Genomic DNA, 18520 nt, shown 5'->3' on the forward strand with positions numbered 1-18520 from the left:
ACCCGGGGCTCACAGCCCTGATGGTTCCTCCCCGAACACCTTCATGAAGCTGGCGCGCAGGGCCGAGTCGACCTCCGGCATCGACACCAGGATGCCCTCGCGCACCAGCGAGGTGACGCCGAACTCGCGCACGCCGCAGGGGATGATGCCGCCGAAGCGCGACAGGTCGGGGTCGACGTTCATGGCGATGCCGTGCAGCGTCACCCACTGGCGGACGCGCACGCCCAGAGCGGCGATCTTGCGCTCGCGCCCGTCTTGCCCCACCACCCAGACGCCGATGCGGCCCTCGCGTCGCTCGCCCTTGACGTTGAAGAGGGCCAGCGTCTCGATCAGCCAGGCTTCGAGCTGCGCGACATACCATCGCACGTCCGGGTTGCGCTGCTTCAGGTCGAGCAGGGCATAGCCGATGCGCTGGCCGGGGCCGTGATAGGTGAGGCGCCCGCCGCGGCCGCTGCGATGCACCGGCAGGCCGCCCGCATCCAAGAGCTCGGCATCGTCGGCGCTGGTGCCGGCGGTGTAGAGCGGGCTGTGTTCCAGCAGCCAGACCAGCTCGGGCGCGGTGCCGGCACGGATGGCCGCGGCGCGGGCATCCATGGCCTGGACGGCGGCGGGGTAGTCGACGAGCGCGTCCTCGACGCGCCATTCGAGGGCCGTCGGCCGCGTGCCGACGGATGCGGGCGGCAGCGGAACTTCGTCCGCGGCCCTGTCACTTGCTTGCCATGCCACGAGGGATTTGCTAACACCCCGCGGCTGTCGCCGGCAACTCTACCGGCAGGGCATCTTGCGGTCGTGGCGGAATTGGTAGACGCGCAGCGTTGAGGTCGCTGTGGGGGAAACTCCGTGGAAGTTCGAGTCTTCTCGACCGCACCATCCTTCAGAAGCCCGCCTTACCAGCGGGCTTCTTAGCTTGTAGGCTATCCCCGGCCAGGCCATCCCGGGCCGGGGTTGCGCGGCCGGGCGGCAGGCGATCCCGCACCGGCCGGCGGGGAAGGGGTCCCAAGCCGATGAAGAATCCGATCCGATGACCGACGATCGCCGCGAGAGCGCGCTCGAATATCATGCGTTCCCGACGCCGGGTAAGCTGGCGATCGTGGCCACCAAGCCGCTCGGCACGCAGGCCGACCTGGCGCTCGCCTATTCGCCGGGCGTGGCCTATGCCTGCCAGGCGATCCAGGACGATCCGCGGGAGGCCGCCCGGCTGACCGCGCGCGGCAACCTGGTCGGCGTCATCACCAACGGCACGGCGGTGCTGGGCCTGGGCGCCATCGGCCCGCTCGCCTCCAAGCCGGTGATGGAGGGCAAGGCCGTCCTCTTCAAGAAGTTCGCCGGCATCGACGTGTTCGACATCGAGGTCGACGCGCTCGACCCCGACCGCTTCGTCGAGGTCGTGGCCGCCCTCGAGCCGACCTTCGGGGCGATCAACCTGGAGGACATCAAGGCGCCGGAATGCTTCGACATTGAGGCGCGCCTGCGCGCCCGCATGCGCATCCCGGTCTTCCATGACGACCAGCACGGCACCGCCATCATCGTCGCGGCCGCGGTCATCAACGGCCTGCGCCATGTCGGCAAGGACATCGCAGACGTTCGCCTCGTGACCTCCGGCGGCGGCGCTGCCGCCATCGCCTGCCTCGACCTGATGGTCGACCTCGGCCTGAAGGTCGAGAACGTGATCGTCACCGACCGGCACGGCGTCGTCTGGCAGGGCCGCAACGAGGAGATGGACCCGCGCAAGGACCGCTATGCCAAGGATACGCCTGCCCGCCGCCTGGCCGAGGTGATCGGTGGAGCGGACGTGTTCCTGGGCCTGTCGGCGCCGGGCGTGCTGACGGCCGAGATGGTGTCGGGCATGGCGCCGCGGCCGCTGATCTTCGCGCTGGCCAACCCGGTGCCCGAGATCATGCCCGAGGTGGCGCGCGCCGCGCGGCCCGACGCCATCATCGCGACCGGCCGGTCGGACTATCCCAACCAGGTCAACAACGTCCTCTGTTTCCCCTTCATCTTCCGCGGCGCGCTCGATGTCGGCGCCACCACGATCAACGAGGAGATGAAGATCGCGGCCGTGCGCGCGCTGGCCGACCTGGCAATGGCCGAGCCGTCCGACGTCGTGGCGGCAGCCTATGGTGGCGACGACGCGCTGACCTTCGGGCCGGAATACATCATCCCCAAGCCGTTCGACCCGCGCCTCATCCTGGAGATCGCGCCGGCGGTGGCCAAGGCGGCGATGGATTCGGGCGTCGCCACCCGGCCGATAGCCGATTTTGCCGCCTATCGCCAGCGCCTCGGCCAGTTCGTCTTCCGGTCGGGCTTGGTCATGAAGCCGGTCTTCGACAAGGCCCGGCTCGACCCCAAGCGCATCGCCTATGCCGATGGCGAGGACGAGCGCGTGCTGCGCGCGGCCCAGACGGCGCTGGAAGAGGGAATCGCCCGGCCCATCATCATCGGCCGGCGCGAGGTCGTGACCCGGCGGCTGGAGCGGCTGGGCCTGCGCATGGTGGCCGACCGCGACTTCGAGCTGGTCGACCCCAACGGCGACCCGCGCTTCGATCTCTACTGGAAGACCTATCACGGGCTGGTGGAGCGCAAGGGCATCACGCCCGATGCCGCCCGCACGCTGGTGCGCACGCGCACCACGATCATTGCCGCCCTGATGGTCCGCCGCGGCGATGCCGACGCCATGCTGTGCGGCGTCAGCGGGCGCTACCATCGCCAGTTGGCCCATGTGCTGGACGTGCTGGGCACGGACGGGGCGACACGGACCGTGCATGCGCTGACCCTGCTGATCCTCAGCCGCGGCACCATCTTCATCACCGACCCCTATGTGAACCCCGACCCGGACGCCGCCACGGTGGCCGAGATGGCGGTGCGCTCGGCCGGCGTGGTGCGGCGCTTCGGCATGGAGCCCAAGGTGGCCTTGCTGTCGCATTCCAGCTTCGGCACGTCGGACACGGCATCCGCTCGCAAGATGCGCGACGCGCTGGCGCTGATTCGCGACCGGGAGCCCGAGCTGGAGGTCGAGGGCGAGATGCATGGCGACGCCGCCATGAACGAGCAGATCCGCCAGCGCCTGTTTCCCAACAGCCGGCTGTCCGGCAGCGCCAACCTGCTGGTCATGCCCAACGTCGATGCCGCCAATATCGCCTTCAACCTGCTGAAGGCGATGGGCGACGGGCTGTCGGTCGGGCCGATGCTGGTGGGCGCGGGCGGTGCTGCCCATGTGCTGACGCCCACCGTCACCACGCGCGGCATCCTCAACATGACGGCCGTCGCGGTCGTCGACGCGCAGGGTCGCGCAGAAGGCCGCGAGGCCGGCTGATGGCCGACGCGTCGGACGTGGAGGGGGGCCGGCGCACCACGCCGGCCAGCCTCTACGGGCTGACGCCGCGCCTGATGGCGGCCCTGGCCGAGGCGCTGGCGGCCGACCGCGACAGCCATGTCCGCGCCTTCGTCCGTCCGCTGCACCCGGCCGACCTGGCCGACCTGATCGAGCGCCTGGATGAGGATGACCGGCAGCGCCTGGTGCGCGCGATCCGCGACGTCTTCGACCCCGAATGCCTGCCCTGGCTGGAGGATTCGGTCCGCGAGGACGTGATGGACCAGCTCGGCATGGAGCGGGTGGCCGAGGCCGTCGCCGAGCTCGAGACGGACGACGCCGTCGAGGTGCTGGAATCCCTCGACGCGCTGGAGCAGCGGGAGGTCCTGCGCCACATCCCGGCCGCCGACCGCGCGGTGCTGGAACAGGGGCTGACCTATCCCGAGGACAGCGCCGGCCGCCTGATGCAGCGCGAGCTGGTGGCGGTGCCGCCGCACTGGACGGTCGGCCAGACCATCGACTTCCTGCGCAGCGCCGCCGACCTGCCCGATCATTTCTTCGACGTGTTCGTGATCGACCCGCGGCACAAGGCCGTGGGCGTGGTGCCGGTCAGCCGCATCCTGCGCACCAAGCGGCCGGTCCGCATCACCGACATCATGGACCGCCAGTTCCGGCGCATCCCGGCCACGGCGGACCAGGAGGAGGTCGGCCGCCTTTTCAAGCAGTACGGGCTGGCGTCCGCCCCCGTCGTCGACGACGACAACCGGCTGGTCGGCGTCATCACCGTCGATGATGCCGTGCATGTGCTGGAGGAGGAGGCCGAGGAGGATCTGATGAGCCTCGGCCGCGTCGGCGGCACCAACGTGAACGCCTCGGTCATGGATACCGCGCGCACGCGCATCCGCTGGCTGCTGGTCACGCTGGTCAACACGCTGATCGCGTCCACCGTGATCTCGCAGTTCGAGGCGACGATCGAGCGTATCGTGGCGCTGGCCGTCCTGATGCCGATCGTGGCGGCCATGGGCGGCAATGCCGGCATGCAGGTGGTGACGGTGGTGGTCCGGGCGCTCGCCACCCGCGACCTGGCACCCGACAACGTCCGCCGAGTCGTGCTGAAGGAACTGGGCGTGGGCGTGCTGAATGGGGTGGTCTTCGCCTCGATCCTCGGCACCGTTGCCGGCCTGTGGTTCGCCGACGTGCGAATCGGGCTGGTCCTGGCCGCCGCGATGGTCTTCAACATGGTGTGGGCAGGCTTGGCGGGCGCGATGATCCCGATCCTGATCCAGCGGATGAAGATCGACCCGGCCGTGGGCGCCGGGCCGTTCTTGACGACCACCACGGACGTGCTGGGCTTTTTCTCGTTCCTGGGCCTGGCGACCCTGTTTCTTATCTAGCGGGAGGAGCAAAGTCGGCGTCGGTTTCGCTGCAAACGACGGGTTGATTCCAGGCCGCTGTTTTTGAGACTATCGTTGGGTATGCACGCTGACTTTCGGCCGGGTGCCGTCCCTCGTTCGCCAGACATGCCGGCGTTCGGGTGGCTCGCCTTGCCTTGGCGGCGAATTTCTTGCCGCATCGCCATGCCGGAGGGCTTCGACCTCGTCGACGTTGGCTTCCCTGTCCCGTGCCTACGCCCAAGATGGAAAGGTGCCGTACGATGCTCCATAGACTGTTGAGGACGCTGGGTCTGATAGTGCTGGTCGGCCTGCCGCCCGCAGCCTGGGCCGCGACCTTGCCGCCGCCGGCCGGCACGCCGATCCTGGAAATGAGCGGCAGCATCGCCAACACGACCGACGGCACCGTGGCCAAGTTCGACCTGGCCGGGCTGGAGGCGCTGGGCAAGACGGTCGTCCGCACGTCGACGAAATGGACGGACGGGCCGGTTACCTTCGAGGGCGTGCTGATGCGCGACCTGCTGGCCAAGGTCGGCGCCAAGGGTACCGAGATCGTCGCCGTCGCGCTCAACGACTACAAGGTGAAGATCCCGATCGCCGACTTCGAGAAGCTGAACGTGATCCTGGCCTATCGCCGCGACGGCAAGGCGATGCCGGTGCGCGACAAGGGGCCGCTGTGGATCATGTATCCCTTCGACGACAATCCGGCGATCAAGACCGACCTCTATTTCGCGCGCTGCGCGTGGCAGCTCAAGGCGATCGAAGTCCGGTAGCATAGTGTCGACGACCGATCAGGCCGCACTCGCCGGGCGACCGCCGCTGACGCCGGGGGGGCGCCTGCGCGCCACCCGGCTGCGGCTGGCGGTCATCGCCGGACTGCTGGTGTCGACCGTGGTGGTCGCGGTCCTGTTCGTGTCGACGCTGCGCGACCTCTACAAGCGCGCCGAGGTCTTCCAGTACGACATCCTCTGGTACGCCTATCAGACCCATCTCGAATACCAGAAGCTGACCGACCTGCTGCTGGCGGCGCAGACGCCGGGCTCGCATGTCGACCGCGACCGGATCGTCACGGCGGCCGACATCTTCTTCAGCCGCAACCCCAGCATGGTCACCGTGCTCGGGCCGGAAATCGGCACCGACCACCCGACCCTGCGGGTCGTGGTCGACGGCATCAACGACCTGATCGCCGAGACCGACCGCCTGATGGCCATCGCCGACATGGAGACCGCCACCATCGCGCGCGTCCTGTCGGAAAAGACCGAGCTGCTGAGCCCGCTGCTCCAGGACCTGTTGTCGGAGGTGCGCCAGCGTTCGGCCCAGCATTGGCAGAACGAGAAGCTGGCGATGCTGCACTCGCTGCTGGCGGTGGTGGTGGCGGCCGTGGTGCTGATCACCTGTCTGCTGGCCTTCGGCGCGCTGTCGACCGTGCAGATGCGCCGGCTGGAGCATCAGGGGCAGGAGCTGACGGACCTCTCGGAAGGCCTGAAGATGGCCAAGGAGGCGGCCGAGCGCGCCAACTCCACCAAGTCGGCCTTCCTGGCGACGATGAGCCATGAAATCCGCACGCCGCTGAACTCGGTCATCGGCATGGCCGACCTGCTGGTCGATACGCCGCTCAACGACTCCCAGCTTCGCTATATCCGCGTCATCAACGCATCGGCCCAGCACCTGCTGTCGATCATCGGCGACATCCTCGACTTCTCGCGGATCGAGGCCGGCAAGCTGGAGATCGAGTGCATCCCCTTCGACCTGATGGCGCTCTGCGACGACGTGCTGGAGATCGCGCGCGGGCTGCCCAACGGCACGACGCTCGAGGTGTCCAAGCACATCGACCCCGACGTTCCGGGGGCGCTGATGGGCGATCCGGGCCGGCTGACGCAGGTGCTGCTGAACATCATCGGCAATGCCATCAAGTTCACCGAAGCCGGCAGCGTCACCCTGTCGATCACGGTGTCGCGGCGCGAAGGCAAGCATGTCGGCCTGATGTTCGCCGTCACCGACACCGGCAAGGGCATCCCGGCCGAACTGCATGACCGCCTGTTCGAGCCCTTCGAGCAGGCCGACTCCTCGGTCGGGCGGCTGAAGAGCGGCACCGGGCTGGGCCTGGCCATCAGCAAGCGGCTGGTGCAGGTGATGGGTGGCGCCATCGGCTTCGAGAGCGCGGTCGGCGCCGGCTCGACCTTCTGGTTCCAGCTGCCGTTCGAGGTCAGCCGGGCAATGGCCGAACTGCCGATCAAGCGGCTCGACCAGCGCCAGTCGGTGCCCTCGCAACTGCGCATACTGGTGGCGGAGGATACGCCGGCCAACCAGCTCGTCATCCGCTCGATGCTGGAAAGCATGGGTCACCGGGTGCAGACGGTCAGCAACGGGGCCGAGGCGGTCGATGCCGCCCAGCAGAGCCTTTTCGACCTGGTGCTGATGGACCTGCAGATGCCCATCATGGGCGGCTACGAGGCGACCCGGCGCATCCGCGCCCTGCCCGGCGACGCCGGGCAGGTGCCGATCGTGGCCCTGACCGCGCTGGCGCTGGCGACCGACCGCGAGCGCGCGCAGGCCAGCGGCATGAACGAGTTCCTGACCAAGCCGATCCGCAAGGCCGACCTGCTGGCCCTGCTGGGCCGCCTGCTCGGGCGCCCGCATCCGCCGGCACCCGCACCCTCCCAGGAGCTGGAGTTCGACGGCGAGCGGTTGACCGAGCTGCTGGACAGCGTCGGCATCAAGCCGTTCGAGCGGATCCTCGACACCTTCTCGGCCGACGCCCGCTTCGACCTGGCCGAGATCGAGCGGGCGGCGGCGGCCGCCGACTATCCCGCGATCCGCATCCGCGCCCACCGGCTGAAGGGCATCTTCTACCAGATCGGTGCCTGCAATGCCGGCCGGCTGGCCGGCATGATCGAGGAGGCCGAGGGCGGCGAGGCCCTGGTGCTGGCGCGCAGCCTGATGGCATACGGCCCGCCCGCCATCGAGGAGGCGCTGCGCCATGGCGAGTCGCTGATGGTCAGCCTGAAGTTCCGCACCGAGGACGCCGAGGCCGGCCGCTCGCGGGCCTAGATCCCGGCCGGCCGTGGTCGCCCATTACCGTAGCAGGCCCACCTCCCGCAGATAGCGCGCCGTCCCCGGATGCAGGAATTCCGGCCGCTCGGCCGCGGCGATGGTGTTGGCCGCCGTCGTCTCGCGCGCCTGCTCCAGCCGGCGGCCGAGTTCGGCTTCGGCCCGATGGATCGTGCGGATCAGCCGATAGGCGACATCGTCGCCGAGGTCGGACCGGGCCATCACCACGTTCCAGACCCCGACCGTGGCCAGCGGCCTGTCGATGCCGGGATAGGCGTCGGCGGGCACCGTCATCGCCGCCAGGTAGGGATGGCGCTGGCGGATGCGGGCGATCTCGTCCGCATCCAGGCCGATGAAGCGGGCGCCGCCGGGGGCGGCCGCCATGCGCGCGAAGCCGGGCCAGCCGACGCCGCCGCCCCAGAGCGCGGCCGCCCGCCCGTCCAGCACCATCGGCGGCCCGTCGCCGGCCTTCTCCAGCAGGATCGGGCGGAAGTCGCGGTCGGGGTCGAGGTCCAGCCCTTCCAGCACGTGGCGGGCGAGCGTGACCAAGCCGGAGCTGGCCGCGCCCAGCACGATCGCCTGGCCCTTCAGGTCGCCGACCCGGCGATAGGGGCTGTCGGCGCGCACCACGAACATGCCGGGGCCGGAATACATGGCCGCCACGATCCGCAGGCGGGTGGCCGGCCGGCCGACCCCGGCCAGGGCGGCATAGGCGCTGGTGCCCTGGATCAGGCCGAGGTCGAGGCGCCCTTCCTCCAGCAGCGGCAGGTTGGCGCCGCTGCCGGGCGTGGCCTGCAAGGTCAGCGTCAGCGCCGGGTCGGTGGCCGTCAGCGCTGCGGCCAGGGCCGCGCCATAGACCGCGAAGCCGCCGCCCTCGGTGGCCGTCCCCAGCACCAGGGTCTGTGCCTGTGCCAGTGCTGCGGCCGGGGCCGCGGCGGCGGCGGCGGTCGCGACCGCGGAGGCCAGCAGCCGGCGGCGCGAAAGGGAGGTCGGGTCGGGATTGGGCGGGACCATGCGGGCTCTCCATCTGCTTTGCGTCGGGCGCTTGGCGTAGGAGACTACGGCGCGACCGCCCCTTGGCAATGCCGGAGCCACCGTCGATGGCCGATTCCGTCTCTTCCCACTTCGTGCCGCCCGACCCGGACTATGTCGCCCGCGTGCGCGCCAGCTTCGCCCGCCAGGGCTTCATGGGCTTCATCGGCGCCAGCATGGACGCGGTCGAGCCCGGCTTCTGCCGCATCTCGCTGCCCTACCGCCCCGAGCTGTCGCAGCAGCACGGCTTCTTCCATGGCGGGGTGATCGGCACGCTGGCCGACAATTGCGGCGGCTACTCGGCCTTCACCATGGCCGAGGCCCACGCCAGCATCCTGACGGTGGAATACAAGCTGAACATCGTCGCGCCTGGCCGCGGCGAGCGGCTGGAAGGCGAGGGGCGGGTGATTCGCCCCGGCCGCCGGCTGGTGGTGTGCGAGAGCCGGATCTTCGCGGTCGACGGCGGCCGGCGCCAGCTCTGCGCCGTGGCGCTCGGCACCCTGATGCTGATGGCGGGGCGGTCGGACGCCCCGGCCTGAGTGGGAGCGCCGCCCGACTGGACCCGCCCGACTGGACCCGCCCAGCGCGCGCGCTATAGTCCGGCTCGCGAACCGGCCCCCCTCGTGAACCGGACCCCGGGAGTAGCCTTATGCTGCGCAACGACTACCCGTCGCTGGACTTCCACCTGGGCGACACGGCCGACATGCTGCGCGACAGCGTGCGCAGCTTCGCCGCCGCCGAGGTGGCGCCGCGCGCGGCCGAGATCGACCGGTCGAACGAGTTCCCCATGGACCTGTGGCGCAAGATGGGCGACCTCGGCGTGCTCGGCGTCACGGCCGGCGAGGAATATGGCGGCGCCGGCCTGGGCTACCTCGAGCATTGCGTCGCAATGGAGGAGATCAGCCGCGCCTCGGCCTCGGTCGGCCTCAGCTATGGCGCGCACTCCAACCTCTGCGTCAACCAGATCAACCGCAACGGTACCGACGCCCAGAAGCGGGCCTACCTGCCCAAGCTGATTTCGGGCGAGCATGTGGGCGCGCTGGCGATGAGCGAGCCGGGGGCGGGCTCGGACGTCGTCGGCATGCGCACCCGGGCCGAGAAGCGTGGCGACCGCTATGTGCTGAACGGCGGCAAGATGTGGATCACCAACGGCCCCGACGCCGACGTGCTGGTGGTCTATGCCAAGACCGACCCCGACGCGGGCGCCAAGGGCATGACCGCCTTCCTGGTCGAGAAGGGGATGAAGGGCTTCTCCACCGCCCAGAAGCTCGACAAGCTCGGCATGCGCGGCTCCAACACCTGCGAGCTGGTGTTCGAGGATTGCGAGGTGCCGGCCGAGAACGTGCTGGGCGAGGTCGGGCGCGGCGTCAACGTGCTGATGAGCGGGCTCGACTACGAGCGCGCCGTGCTGGCGGCCGGCCCCATCGGCATCATGCAGGCCTGCATGGATGTGGTGGTGCCCTATGTCCATGAGCGCCGGCAGTTCGGCCAGGCGATCGGCGAGTTCCAGTTGATCCAGGGCAAGCTGGCCGACATGTACACGACGATGAATGCCAGCAAGGCCTATGTGTATGCGGTCGCGCGGGCCTGCGATCGCGGCCAGACCACGCGCAAGGATGCCGCCGGGGCCATCCTCTATGCCGCCGAGAAGGCGACCTGGATGGCGCTGGAGGCGATCCAGTGCCTGGGCGGCAACGGATATACCAACGACTACCCGACCGGCCGGCTGCTGCGCGATGCCAAGCTCTACGAGATCGGCGCCGGCACCAGCGAGATCCGGCGCTGGCTGATCGGCCGCGAGCTGTTCCAGGAATCGCGCTAGGGCGTTGGAGGGAGCCGGCATGCATTTGACCGAAGAGCAGGGCATGGTGCGCGACATGGCGCGCGCCTTTGCCGCCGAACATCTGGCGCCCCACGCCGACGCCCGCGACCGCGCCGGGGAGTTTCCCAAGAGCGTCCTGAACGAGATGGGCGAACTCGGCCTCATGGGCATGACCGTGCCCGAGGAATGGGGCGGTGCCGGCATCGACAACGTCTCGGCCGCACTCGCGATCGAGGAGATCGCCGTCGGCCACGGTTCCTGCTCGACCATCGTCTCGGTGCACAACTCCGTCGGCTGCCAGCCGATCCTGCGCTTCGGCTCCGACGACCAGAAGGAGCGGTTCCTGAAGCCGCTCGCCCGCGGCCAGATGCTGGGCGCCTTCTGCCTGACCGAGCCCGGTGCCGGGTCCGACGCCTCGGCGCTGACCACCCGGGCCCGGCGCGACGGCAACCACTGGGTGCTGAACGGCACCAAGCAGTTCATCACCTCGGGCCGCTCGGCCGACCTCGCCATCGTCTTCGCCGTCACCGACCCGGCCGCCGGCAAGCGCGGCATCTCGGCCTTCCTGGTGCCGACCGACAATCCCGGCTGGAACGTGGTCCGGGTCGAGGAGAAGCTGGGCCTGCGCGCATCCGACACCTGCCAGATCCTGCTGGAGGACCTGCGGCTGACGCCCGACATGATGCTGGGCGAGGAAGGGCGGGGCTACGGCATCGCGCTGGCCAACCTGGAGGGCGGCCGCATCGGCATCGCCGCCCAGGCGGTCGGCATGGCGCGGGCCGCCTACGAGGCCGCACTCGCCTATGCCAAGGAGCGCAAGTCCTTCGGCAAGCCGATCATCGAGCATCAGGCGGTCGCCTTTCGCCTGGCCGACATGGCGACGCAGATCCATGCCGCCCGCCTGATGACGCTGGATGCGGCCGGCCGGAAGGACCGTGGAGAGCCCTGCCTGACCGAGGCGGCGATGGCCAAGCTCTTCGCCTCCGAGATGGCCGAGCGGGTGGCGTCGGACGCCATCCAGATCCATGGCGGCTACGGCTATCTGGCCGACTTCCCGGTCGAGCGCATCTATCGCGACGTGCGCATCTGCCAGATCTACGAAGGCACCAGCGACATCCAGCGCCTGGTGATCTCGCGCGCGATCGCCGCCGACTGAACCGGAGCATACCGATGGCCCAGCCGATCGACTTCTATTTCGATTTCTCCTCGCCCTATGGCTACGCGGCCTCGGCCCGCATCGACGCGATCGCCGCGCGGCACGGGCGCGACGTGCGCTGGCGCCCGATCCTGCTGGGGGCGGTTTTCAAGCTGACCGGGAGCCAGCCGCTGACCGGCATCCCCATGAAGGGGGACTATTCCAAGCGCGACTTCTCGCGCACCGCCCGGCTGATGGGGCTGCCCTTCACCCTGCCGCCCACCTTTCCCTTCGCATCGGTCGCGCAGGCCCGCGCCTTCTACTGGATCGAAGCGCAGGACGCGTCCAAGGCGCGGATGTTCGCGCGCGGCGTCTATCACCTCGCCTTCGGCGAGGGTCGCGATGTCGCCGGCCCGGAAGACCTGGCCCGCATCGCCGCCCCGCTGGGCTACGCGCCGGCGGACCTTGCCCAGGGCATGGGCGAGCCGGCGGTGAAGGAGCGGCTGAAGACCGAGGTCGACAGCGCGATCGCCCGCGGCGTCTTCGGCTCGCCCTTCATCTTCGTCGATGACGAGCCATTCTGGGGCTCGGACCGCCTGGATCAGGTCGACCGCTGGCTGGAAACGGGGGGCTGGTAGCTCAGCGCGTGCCGTCGGCCGCCAGCGTCCTGGCCCAGGACGGGCGGTCGATGGTGCGGGCGGCATAGTCGGCGATGGCGCCTTCCTTCGGCAGGAGGCCCATCTGCATGGCCCAGCCGATGAACGAGCCGACCATGATGTCGGCGGCGCTGAAGCGGTCGCCCAGCAGGTAGGGGCCGGACTTGGCGGCCTTCTCCAGCACGCCGATCATGGTGTCCCACTCGCCCCAGGCGAGCGCGCCGGGCGGGGCCTCGATCGGCGCCTTCACCAGGGCCAGCGCGAACTGCGGCTCCATGACGCCGATGGCATAGAACATCCAGCGCAGGTAGTCGGCGCGGTCGGGCTCGTCGACCCTGGGCGCCAGCCGGCCGGGGGCGTAGCGGTCGGCCAGATAGACCATGATGGCGCCGCGCTCGGTCACCAGCAGGTCGCCGTCGGCCACGGCCGGCACCTTGCCGGACGGGTTGATCTTCAGGTAGGCGGCACCTCGTTGCTCGTTGCGGTTCACGTCCAGCTTCTGGATGCGATAGGGGCGGCCCAGCTCCTCCAGCATCCACAGCACCGTGATCGAGCGGCTCTGGGGCATGTGGTAGAGGACGAGTTCCGTTTCTGCCGGCATGGCGTCTCCTTGACGGATATGCACTGGGGAGAACCGGCTGGCCACGCTGGCAGTTCCCCCGAGCGCTACGCCGCGGCCGGCGCCCGGTCCGCCAGCGCGCCCAGGTAGCGCCGCACGCCGGGGTCGGCGATCGCCGCTGGAAGGTCGTCGAACGCCGCCACGCCGCCGCCCGCCACGAAGAGGAACCGGTCGCAGATCTCGGCCAGGATATCGAGCTGGAAGGCGGCCGTCGGGTGCAGGCAGACGAAGACCAGCCGGTCGTCGCCCTTCAGCCGGCGGAAGAAGTCCAGCATGAAGCCGATATAGCCGTCCTGGGTATTGAACTGCGGCTCGTCGAAGAGATGGACCAGCGGATAGGAACTGGCGGCCCGGTCCATCAGGAAGGCGGGCCGCGTGCGGCGGAAGCGGCGCACCTGGTAGGACTGGTGGTAGTGGATGGCCAGCCGGTCGCGCTCGCGGTAGCGGACGCGATGGATGTCCTGGCCGGCGATCCGCACCTGGCCGGCGCTGGGCGCGTTGGAGCCGGCGATCATCTCGAACAAAGTGGTCTTGCCGGCACCGTTCGGCCCCAGCACGCCCACGATCTGGCGCCCGGCGAAGCTGCGGTCGACCGCCAGCCGGAATGCCGCCTCCCGCGCCAGCAGGCCGCGGCGATAGACCTTGGACAGCCCGTCCAGGACCAGAAGCGGCTCGGTCATTGCAGCCCCCCGACCAGGCGCTGGCGCAGGGGCTGGTCGGCGGCCAGCGCGGCCGCGGTGCCCGACCAGGCGACCTGCCCGCGCGACAGCACCACCACCCGGTCGGCCACCGCCAGCGCCACCTCGGCATTCTGCTCGACGACGATGGAGGCGATGCCTTCGGCCCGCAGCCGGCCGATCACCGCCATCACGTCGTCGACGATCTTGGGCGCCAGACCCTGGCTTGGCTCGTCGAAGAGGACGAGGCCGGGTGCGCCCAGGAGTGCGCGGGCGATCGCCACCATCTGCATCTCGCCGCCCGAAAGAGTCTCGGCCTCGCGCGCCATCAGGTATTTCAGGGGCGAGAAGATCTCGGTCACCTCGTCCATGGTCCAGGGCCGGAAGCCGGTCGCCTTGATCCCAAGCGACAGGTTGCGCGCCACGGTCAGGGTCGGGCACAGGCGCCGGTCGTCGGGGACCCAGCCGATGCCGGCCCGCGCGATCTCGTGCGTCGGCCGGCGGGTGATGGCGCGGTCGCGAAAGCGGATGTCGCCGCGGCGCGGCCGGGTCAGCCCCAGGACCGAACGCAGCAGCGTCGTCTTGCCGGCACCGTTGGCGCCCAGCAGCGCCAGCACCTCGCCGGCCCCGACCGAGAGCGACACGCCGAACAGCGCCTGGGTCTCGCCATAGAAGGTGTCGATCGCGTCCACCTGCAGCATCAGGCGGCACTCCCCAGCTTGGAGGCCATCACCCACGGATTGGATTTCAGCGTCGCCGGGGTGCCGCGGGCGATCACCTGGCCCCAGTGGATGACCGATATCTCGTCGGCCAGGCCGAACAGGAAATCCATGTCGTGCTCGATGACGACGATGGTGAGCTGGCCCTTCAGCGAGCGGATGAGCGCGGCCAGGCGGCGCCGTCCGTCCGAGCCCAGGCCGGCGGTGGGCTCGTCCAGGAACAGCAGCTTGGGCTCGGCCGCCAATGCTACCGCGATCTCCAGCGCGCGCCGGGCGCCGTAGGGCAGGGACTTGGCGGGCTGCTCGGCCTGGCCGGCCAGGCCCACCCGCTCCAGCACCGCCATGGCCGAGGCCACGACGGCGGGGTCGGCATAGGCGCGGCCGACCGGGTCGGCCACCCGGCGGCGGGTGGCGGGCAGGGCGACCGCCACGTTCTCGAAGACCGTGAACTCGTCGAACAGGTTCATCATCTGGAACGAGCGCGCGATGCCCAGCCGGGCGATGCGGTGGGGTGCCAGCCCGGTGATGTCCTGCCCGTCGAACAGCACCCGGCCGCGGTCCGGCCGGTAGCGGCCAGTCAGCACGTTGAAGCAGGTGGTCTTGCCGGCCCCGTTCGGCCCCATGATGCCCGACAGGCTGCCGGCCTCGAAGGCGAGCGATATGTCTTCCAGCACCACGCGGTCGCCGAAGCGCAGGTGCAGGCCGCGGGCCTCGAACAGGGCCATGGCTCAGTCCTCCCCCGGCTGGAGGGCCGGCCGGGGCGGTGCCGTCGCCGGGCGGCGCAGGGCGCCGAACAGGCCGGCCAGGCCGTCGGGGCGGAACATGACGAGCGCCACGAACAACATGCCGAACCACAGCATCCAGCTCGTGGTGATGGCACCGATCAGGTCACGCGCCAGCAGGAAGACGATGGCGCCGACCACCGGCCCCCAGAACGAGACCAGTCCGCCGCCGATCAGCGTCATCATCACCACATAGCCCGAATAATGCAGGCTCATCACGTCCGGGAAGGCCGAGCGCTGGGCCATGGCGAAGAGCCCCCCGGCCAGGCCCGACAGGGCGGCCGACAGCACGATGATGGTGAACTTGGCCTTCCACACGTCGTAGCCGACGAAGCGCGCCCGCTCCTCGTTCTGCTTGATCGCCTTCACCACCCGGCCGAAGGGGGAGTGGACCAGGCGCCACAGGCCGAGCGAGACCAGCACGAAGACCGCCAGCACGCCGTAATAGAGGGCGACATTGTCCTCCAGGGCCAAGGCCGCGACGCCCAGCTCGACCGGCAGGCGGACGATGCGCAGAAGGCCGTCCTCGCCGCCGGTGATCGAATGCGCCTTGATCGCGATGAACCAGAACACCTGGCCGAAGGCGATGGTCATGAGCGCAAAATAGATGCCGCGCCGATGCGATATGAAGAGGCCGACCAGCGCGCCGGCCAGGCCGGCCGCCAGCAAGGCTGCGGCCAGGCAAACCCACAGGCTGGCGGCGATGTTGAACTGGGCCAGCCCGAAGGCATAGGCGCCGATGCCGAAGAAGGCGCCATGGCCGAAGGAGGGCAGGCCGGCATGGCCCAGCACCAGGTTGAAGGCCAGCGCATAGGTGGCCCAGATCAGCACTTCGACCGCCAGGTACTGGTAGAGGCCGACCCGCTCGATCCACAGCGGCAGGGTCGCCAGCACGGCCCAGGTCAGCAGCATGGTGGGCGTGAATGTCCGCACCTGGTTGGCCAGCAACGGGGCGGGGGCAGGGGCTCCGGTCATCTCATGCCTCCAGCAGGCTTTTCTTGCCGAACAGCCCGCGGGCGCGGAAGGTCACGACCAGGATCAGCAGCAGGTACATCGACAAAAGCGACCATTCGGACGCGTAGGCGCCCGTCAGCCCGACCACCATGCCGACCAGCAGGCCGGCCAGCACCGCCCCCCAGAACGAGCCGACGCCGCCCAGGACGATGACGACGAAGGCCGGCACCACGGCATCGATGCCCATGTGCGGGCGGATGCCCCAGATCGGCGCCATGATGACGCCGGCCAGGGCCGCCAGCATGGTGCCCAGCACGAAGACCCCGGCCCGCAGCTTCTTGATGTCGATGCCCATGGCCTGGACGATCTCGCCGTCATGGGCGCCCGCCTTCACCATCGCCCCGAAGCGCGTGCGCTCGACCACGACCCAGACCAGCGCGATGGCGGCCAGCGCGAAGGCCGCCGCCCAGAAGCGATAGCGCGACCAAATGAGGTCCAGCATGAAGAACCCGCCGGTGATGTCGCGCGGCACCGGCAGGGTGTAGTCGCGCGTACCCCACAGCGCGCGGATCGCATCCTCCAGCACCATGGCAATGCCGAAGGTGAGCAGCAGTCCATAGAGCGGGTCGCGGCCATAGGTGCGGCGCATCAGCCGCTCGATCACCAGCCCCAGCGGCGCCACCAGCACGGGCGCGGCCAGGAAGGCCACGGTGTAGCGCCAGCCCAGCGGGACTGCGGCCCAGGCCTGGTTGAGGTCGGCCGGGATCGGCAGCTTTGGCGTCGCGATCGCATAGGCGAAATAGGCCCCGGCCGCGAACAGCGAGCCATGCGCCAGGTTGATCTGTTCCATCAGGCCCAGGATCAGCATGAACCCCAGCGCGATCAGCGCGAACAGCAGCCCCAGCGTCAGGCCGTTGACCAGGTGCGGAAGAAGATTGACGAGCATCGGCTCCACCAGTGGCGGGGCGGGCGGGCCGGGACGCCGCAAGGGGTCCCGGCCCGGTTGGTCAAGCGTGCCTGGTGGCTACATCTCGTAGGTCGGGACCTTGTCCATTGCCACCAGCTTGCATTTGCCGGGTGCGGCGTCGTCCAGCGCGTTGACCGGCTGGGTCTGGCTCAGGATGTCGTAGAGGTCGGTCGGGTCGCTGGGCTTGGCATTGCGCCGGGCGAGATAGATCGTCTGCTGCACCTGGTGGGTGACCGGGTCGATATAGGCGTCGAAATGCTGCATCCGCTGGGCGGCCGGCATCTTGTGGCCTTCGAGTGCCTGGATCACCTTGGCGTTGTTGGTGGACCCCACCCGCTCGACCGCCAGCAGCAGTTCGCGCGTCGCCATGTAGCCGTTGTACGAGACGTTGCCCGGCACGGGGATGGGCGACTTGGGGAAGGCGGTCTGCCAGCGCTTCACGAAGTCGTCGACGCCGGGCAGCTTCAGCTTGTGGTACCAGGTGGTGCCGAAGACGCCGAACAGGCTCTCGGGCGCGCCCCAGATGTCGGGCCAATCCTGCTGGTTGTTGATCCAGGCGGTCTTGTCCTCCAGCCGGAGGTCGGTGATCTGCTGGCGCAGCGCCTTGATGTCGTCGCCGCCGATGGCGGTCGCCACCACGTCGGGCTTCAACTGCTGCACCTTCAGCAGGTAGGCGGTGAAGTCGCGCGTGTTCTGCGGCACCAGCAGGTTGTCGATGATCTGGGCGCCGGCCGCCTCGGCCAGCGCCTTGGTCGAGGCCGAGGTGGTGTGGCCCCAGACATAGTCGTTGGTCAGCAGCAGCCAGCGCCGGCCGATCCGCTCGACCGCGTTCTTGACGGCGGCCTTGGAGAAGTTGGTGCCGTTGCCGTCCCACACGAACTTGATGCGGGCGCAGTTCTCGCCGGCCTCGCTGGGGGCGGACGAATTGGTGTTCATGTAGATCGTGCCGTACTTGGCCGCGACCTGGGTGATGGCGTTGGCCACGCCGGAATGGACGGCACCGATCAGGAAGGCGCACTGCTCCTGGGCGATGAAGCGCTCGGCGACGCGGGTCGCGGTGGCGGGGTTGGTCTCGGTGTCGGTGGTGATCCACTCGACCTTGCGGCCCAGCACGCCGCCCTTGGCGTTGAACTCGTCGATCGCCATGCGCATGCCCAGCAGGTCGTCCTGGCCGCTGGCGCCATACTGGCCACTGGCATCGCAGGTGAGGCCGAGCTTGATCGGCTTGGCCGCCCCCTGGGCCCAGACCCGGTTGTGCTTCCACGGGCCGAAGAAGGTGCCGCCGCCGGCCAGTGCGGCCGCCATCAGACTGCCCTGCATGACCCTGCGCCGCGAGATGCGGGTGCTGCTCATCGTTTCCTCCTCCGGATGGTGGTTCTAGCCGCCTTTGAAAATAGAATGAACA

17 protein-coding genes and 1 tRNA gene are annotated in these 18520 nt (G+C 69.5%); 9 read left to right on the forward strand and 9 right to left on the reverse strand.

The annotated features are described in order from the left end of the window. Positions 1 to 9 precede the first annotated feature (9 nt). On the reverse strand, positions 10 to 684 hold the full coding sequence (lipB, locus tag STVA_RS04405) for a lipoyl(octanoyl) transferase LipB (protein WP_179955459.1): 675 nt from the start codon (positions 682 to 684) through the stop codon (positions 10 to 12). 99 nt (positions 685 to 783) lie between these two features. On the opposite strand from lipB, the gene STVA_RS04410 reads away from it, so the two are divergent. The 5 genes from STVA_RS04410 to STVA_RS04430 all read left to right on the forward strand — a co-directional run bounded on the left by STVA_RS04410 (position 784) and on the right by STVA_RS04430 (position 7752). Continuing rightward, positions 784 to 870: transfer RNA gene (locus STVA_RS04410), tRNA-Leu, on the forward strand. A 151-nt stretch (positions 871 to 1021) separates the two neighbouring features. Next, complete coding sequence (locus STVA_RS04415; protein ID WP_123689779.1) at positions 1022 to 3313, forward strand: NADP-dependent malic enzyme; 2292 nt, start codon at positions 1022 to 1024, stop codon at positions 3311 to 3313. After that, complete coding sequence (mgtE, locus tag STVA_RS04420; RefSeq protein WP_123689778.1) at positions 3313 to 4704, forward strand: magnesium transporter; 1392 nt, start codon at positions 3313 to 3315, stop codon at positions 4702 to 4704. The genes STVA_RS04415 and mgtE overlap by 1 nt, the downstream gene beginning before the upstream one ends. Positions 4705 to 4964: 260 nt before the next feature. After that, positions 4965 to 5474, forward strand: a complete 510-nt coding sequence (locus STVA_RS04425; RefSeq protein ID WP_123689777.1) for a putative pterin-binding protein — start codon at positions 4965 to 4967, stop codon at positions 5472 to 5474. Between the two features lie 4 nt (positions 5475 to 5478). Then, positions 5479 to 7752, forward strand: coding sequence for an ATP-binding protein (locus STVA_RS04430; protein WP_123689776.1), 2274 nt, complete (start codon positions 5479 to 5481; stop codon positions 7750 to 7752). Between the two features lie 24 nt (positions 7753 to 7776). Here STVA_RS04430 and STVA_RS04435 read toward each other — a convergent pair whose 3' ends face one another. Further along, complete coding sequence (locus tag STVA_RS04435; RefSeq protein WP_197735783.1) at positions 7777 to 8766, reverse strand: TAXI family TRAP transporter solute-binding subunit; 990 nt, start codon at positions 8764 to 8766, stop codon at positions 7777 to 7779. A gap of 86 nt (positions 8767 to 8852) precedes the next feature. Here STVA_RS04435 and STVA_RS04440 point away from each other — a divergent pair, with 86 nt between their 5' ends. From STVA_RS04440 to STVA_RS04455, 4 genes are all read left to right on the forward strand, one after another. Next, positions 8853 to 9323 carry a PaaI family thioesterase gene (locus STVA_RS04440; RefSeq protein WP_123689775.1) on the forward strand — a complete coding sequence of 157 codons (471 nt, stop codon included), beginning with the start codon at positions 8853 to 8855 and terminating at the stop codon, positions 9321 to 9323. A gap of 110 nt (positions 9324 to 9433) precedes the next feature. Next, on the forward strand, positions 9434 to 10606 hold the full coding sequence (locus STVA_RS04445) for an isovaleryl-CoA dehydrogenase (RefSeq protein WP_123689774.1): 1173 nt from the start codon (positions 9434 to 9436) through the stop codon (positions 10604 to 10606). A gap of 19 nt (positions 10607 to 10625) precedes the next feature. Then, a complete protein-coding gene (locus STVA_RS04450; RefSeq protein ID WP_123689773.1) occupies positions 10626 to 11762 on the forward strand; it encodes an acyl-CoA dehydrogenase family protein in 1137 nt (378 codons plus the stop codon). A 14-nt stretch (positions 11763 to 11776) separates the two neighbouring features. Further along, positions 11777 to 12379 (forward strand): 2-hydroxychromene-2-carboxylate isomerase, encoded by a 603-nt coding sequence (locus tag STVA_RS04455; protein ID WP_123689772.1) that lies wholly within the window; start codon positions 11777 to 11779, stop codon positions 12377 to 12379. 1 nt (position 12380) lies between these two features. On the opposite strand, the gene STVA_RS04460 is transcribed toward STVA_RS04455, so the two are convergent. From STVA_RS04460 to STVA_RS04490, 7 genes are all read right to left on the reverse strand, one after another. After that, a complete protein-coding gene (locus STVA_RS04460; RefSeq protein ID WP_123689771.1) occupies positions 12381 to 12998 on the reverse strand; it encodes a glutathione S-transferase family protein in 618 nt (205 codons plus the stop codon). A gap of 65 nt (positions 12999 to 13063) precedes the next feature. Next, entirely contained in the window at positions 13064 to 13696 is a 633-nt protein-coding gene (locus STVA_RS04465; RefSeq protein WP_123689770.1) for an ATP-binding cassette domain-containing protein, read from the reverse strand. Continuing rightward, positions 13693 to 14394 carry an ABC transporter ATP-binding protein gene (locus tag STVA_RS04470; RefSeq protein WP_197735784.1) on the reverse strand — a complete coding sequence of 234 codons (702 nt, stop codon included), beginning with the start codon at positions 14392 to 14394 and terminating at the stop codon, positions 13693 to 13695. The genes STVA_RS04465 and STVA_RS04470 overlap by 4 nt, the downstream gene beginning before the upstream one ends. After that, complete coding sequence (locus STVA_RS04475) at positions 14394 to 15137, reverse strand: ABC transporter ATP-binding protein (RefSeq protein WP_123689769.1); 744 nt, start codon at positions 15135 to 15137, stop codon at positions 14394 to 14396. Before STVA_RS04475 ends, STVA_RS04470 begins: the two co-directional genes overlap by 1 nt. A 3-nt stretch (positions 15138 to 15140) precedes the next feature. Further along, positions 15141 to 16169, reverse strand: coding sequence for a branched-chain amino acid ABC transporter permease (locus tag STVA_RS04480; protein ID WP_197735785.1), 1029 nt, complete (start codon positions 16167 to 16169; stop codon positions 15141 to 15143). A gap of 1 nt (position 16170) precedes the next feature. Further along, a complete protein-coding gene (locus tag STVA_RS04485; protein WP_123689909.1) occupies positions 16171 to 17094 on the reverse strand; it encodes a branched-chain amino acid ABC transporter permease in 924 nt (307 codons plus the stop codon). 78 nt (positions 17095 to 17172) lie between these two features. Beyond that, a complete protein-coding gene (locus STVA_RS04490) occupies positions 17173 to 18468 on the reverse strand; it encodes an ABC transporter substrate-binding protein (RefSeq protein ID WP_197735786.1) in 1296 nt (431 codons plus the stop codon). Positions 18469 to 18520: the final 52 nt, after the last annotated feature.

The organism is Stella humosa, assembly GCF_006738645.1.
In the GTDB taxonomy this organism is placed as follows: domain Bacteria; phylum Pseudomonadota; class Alphaproteobacteria; order ATCC43930; family Allostellaceae; genus Allostella; species Allostella humosa.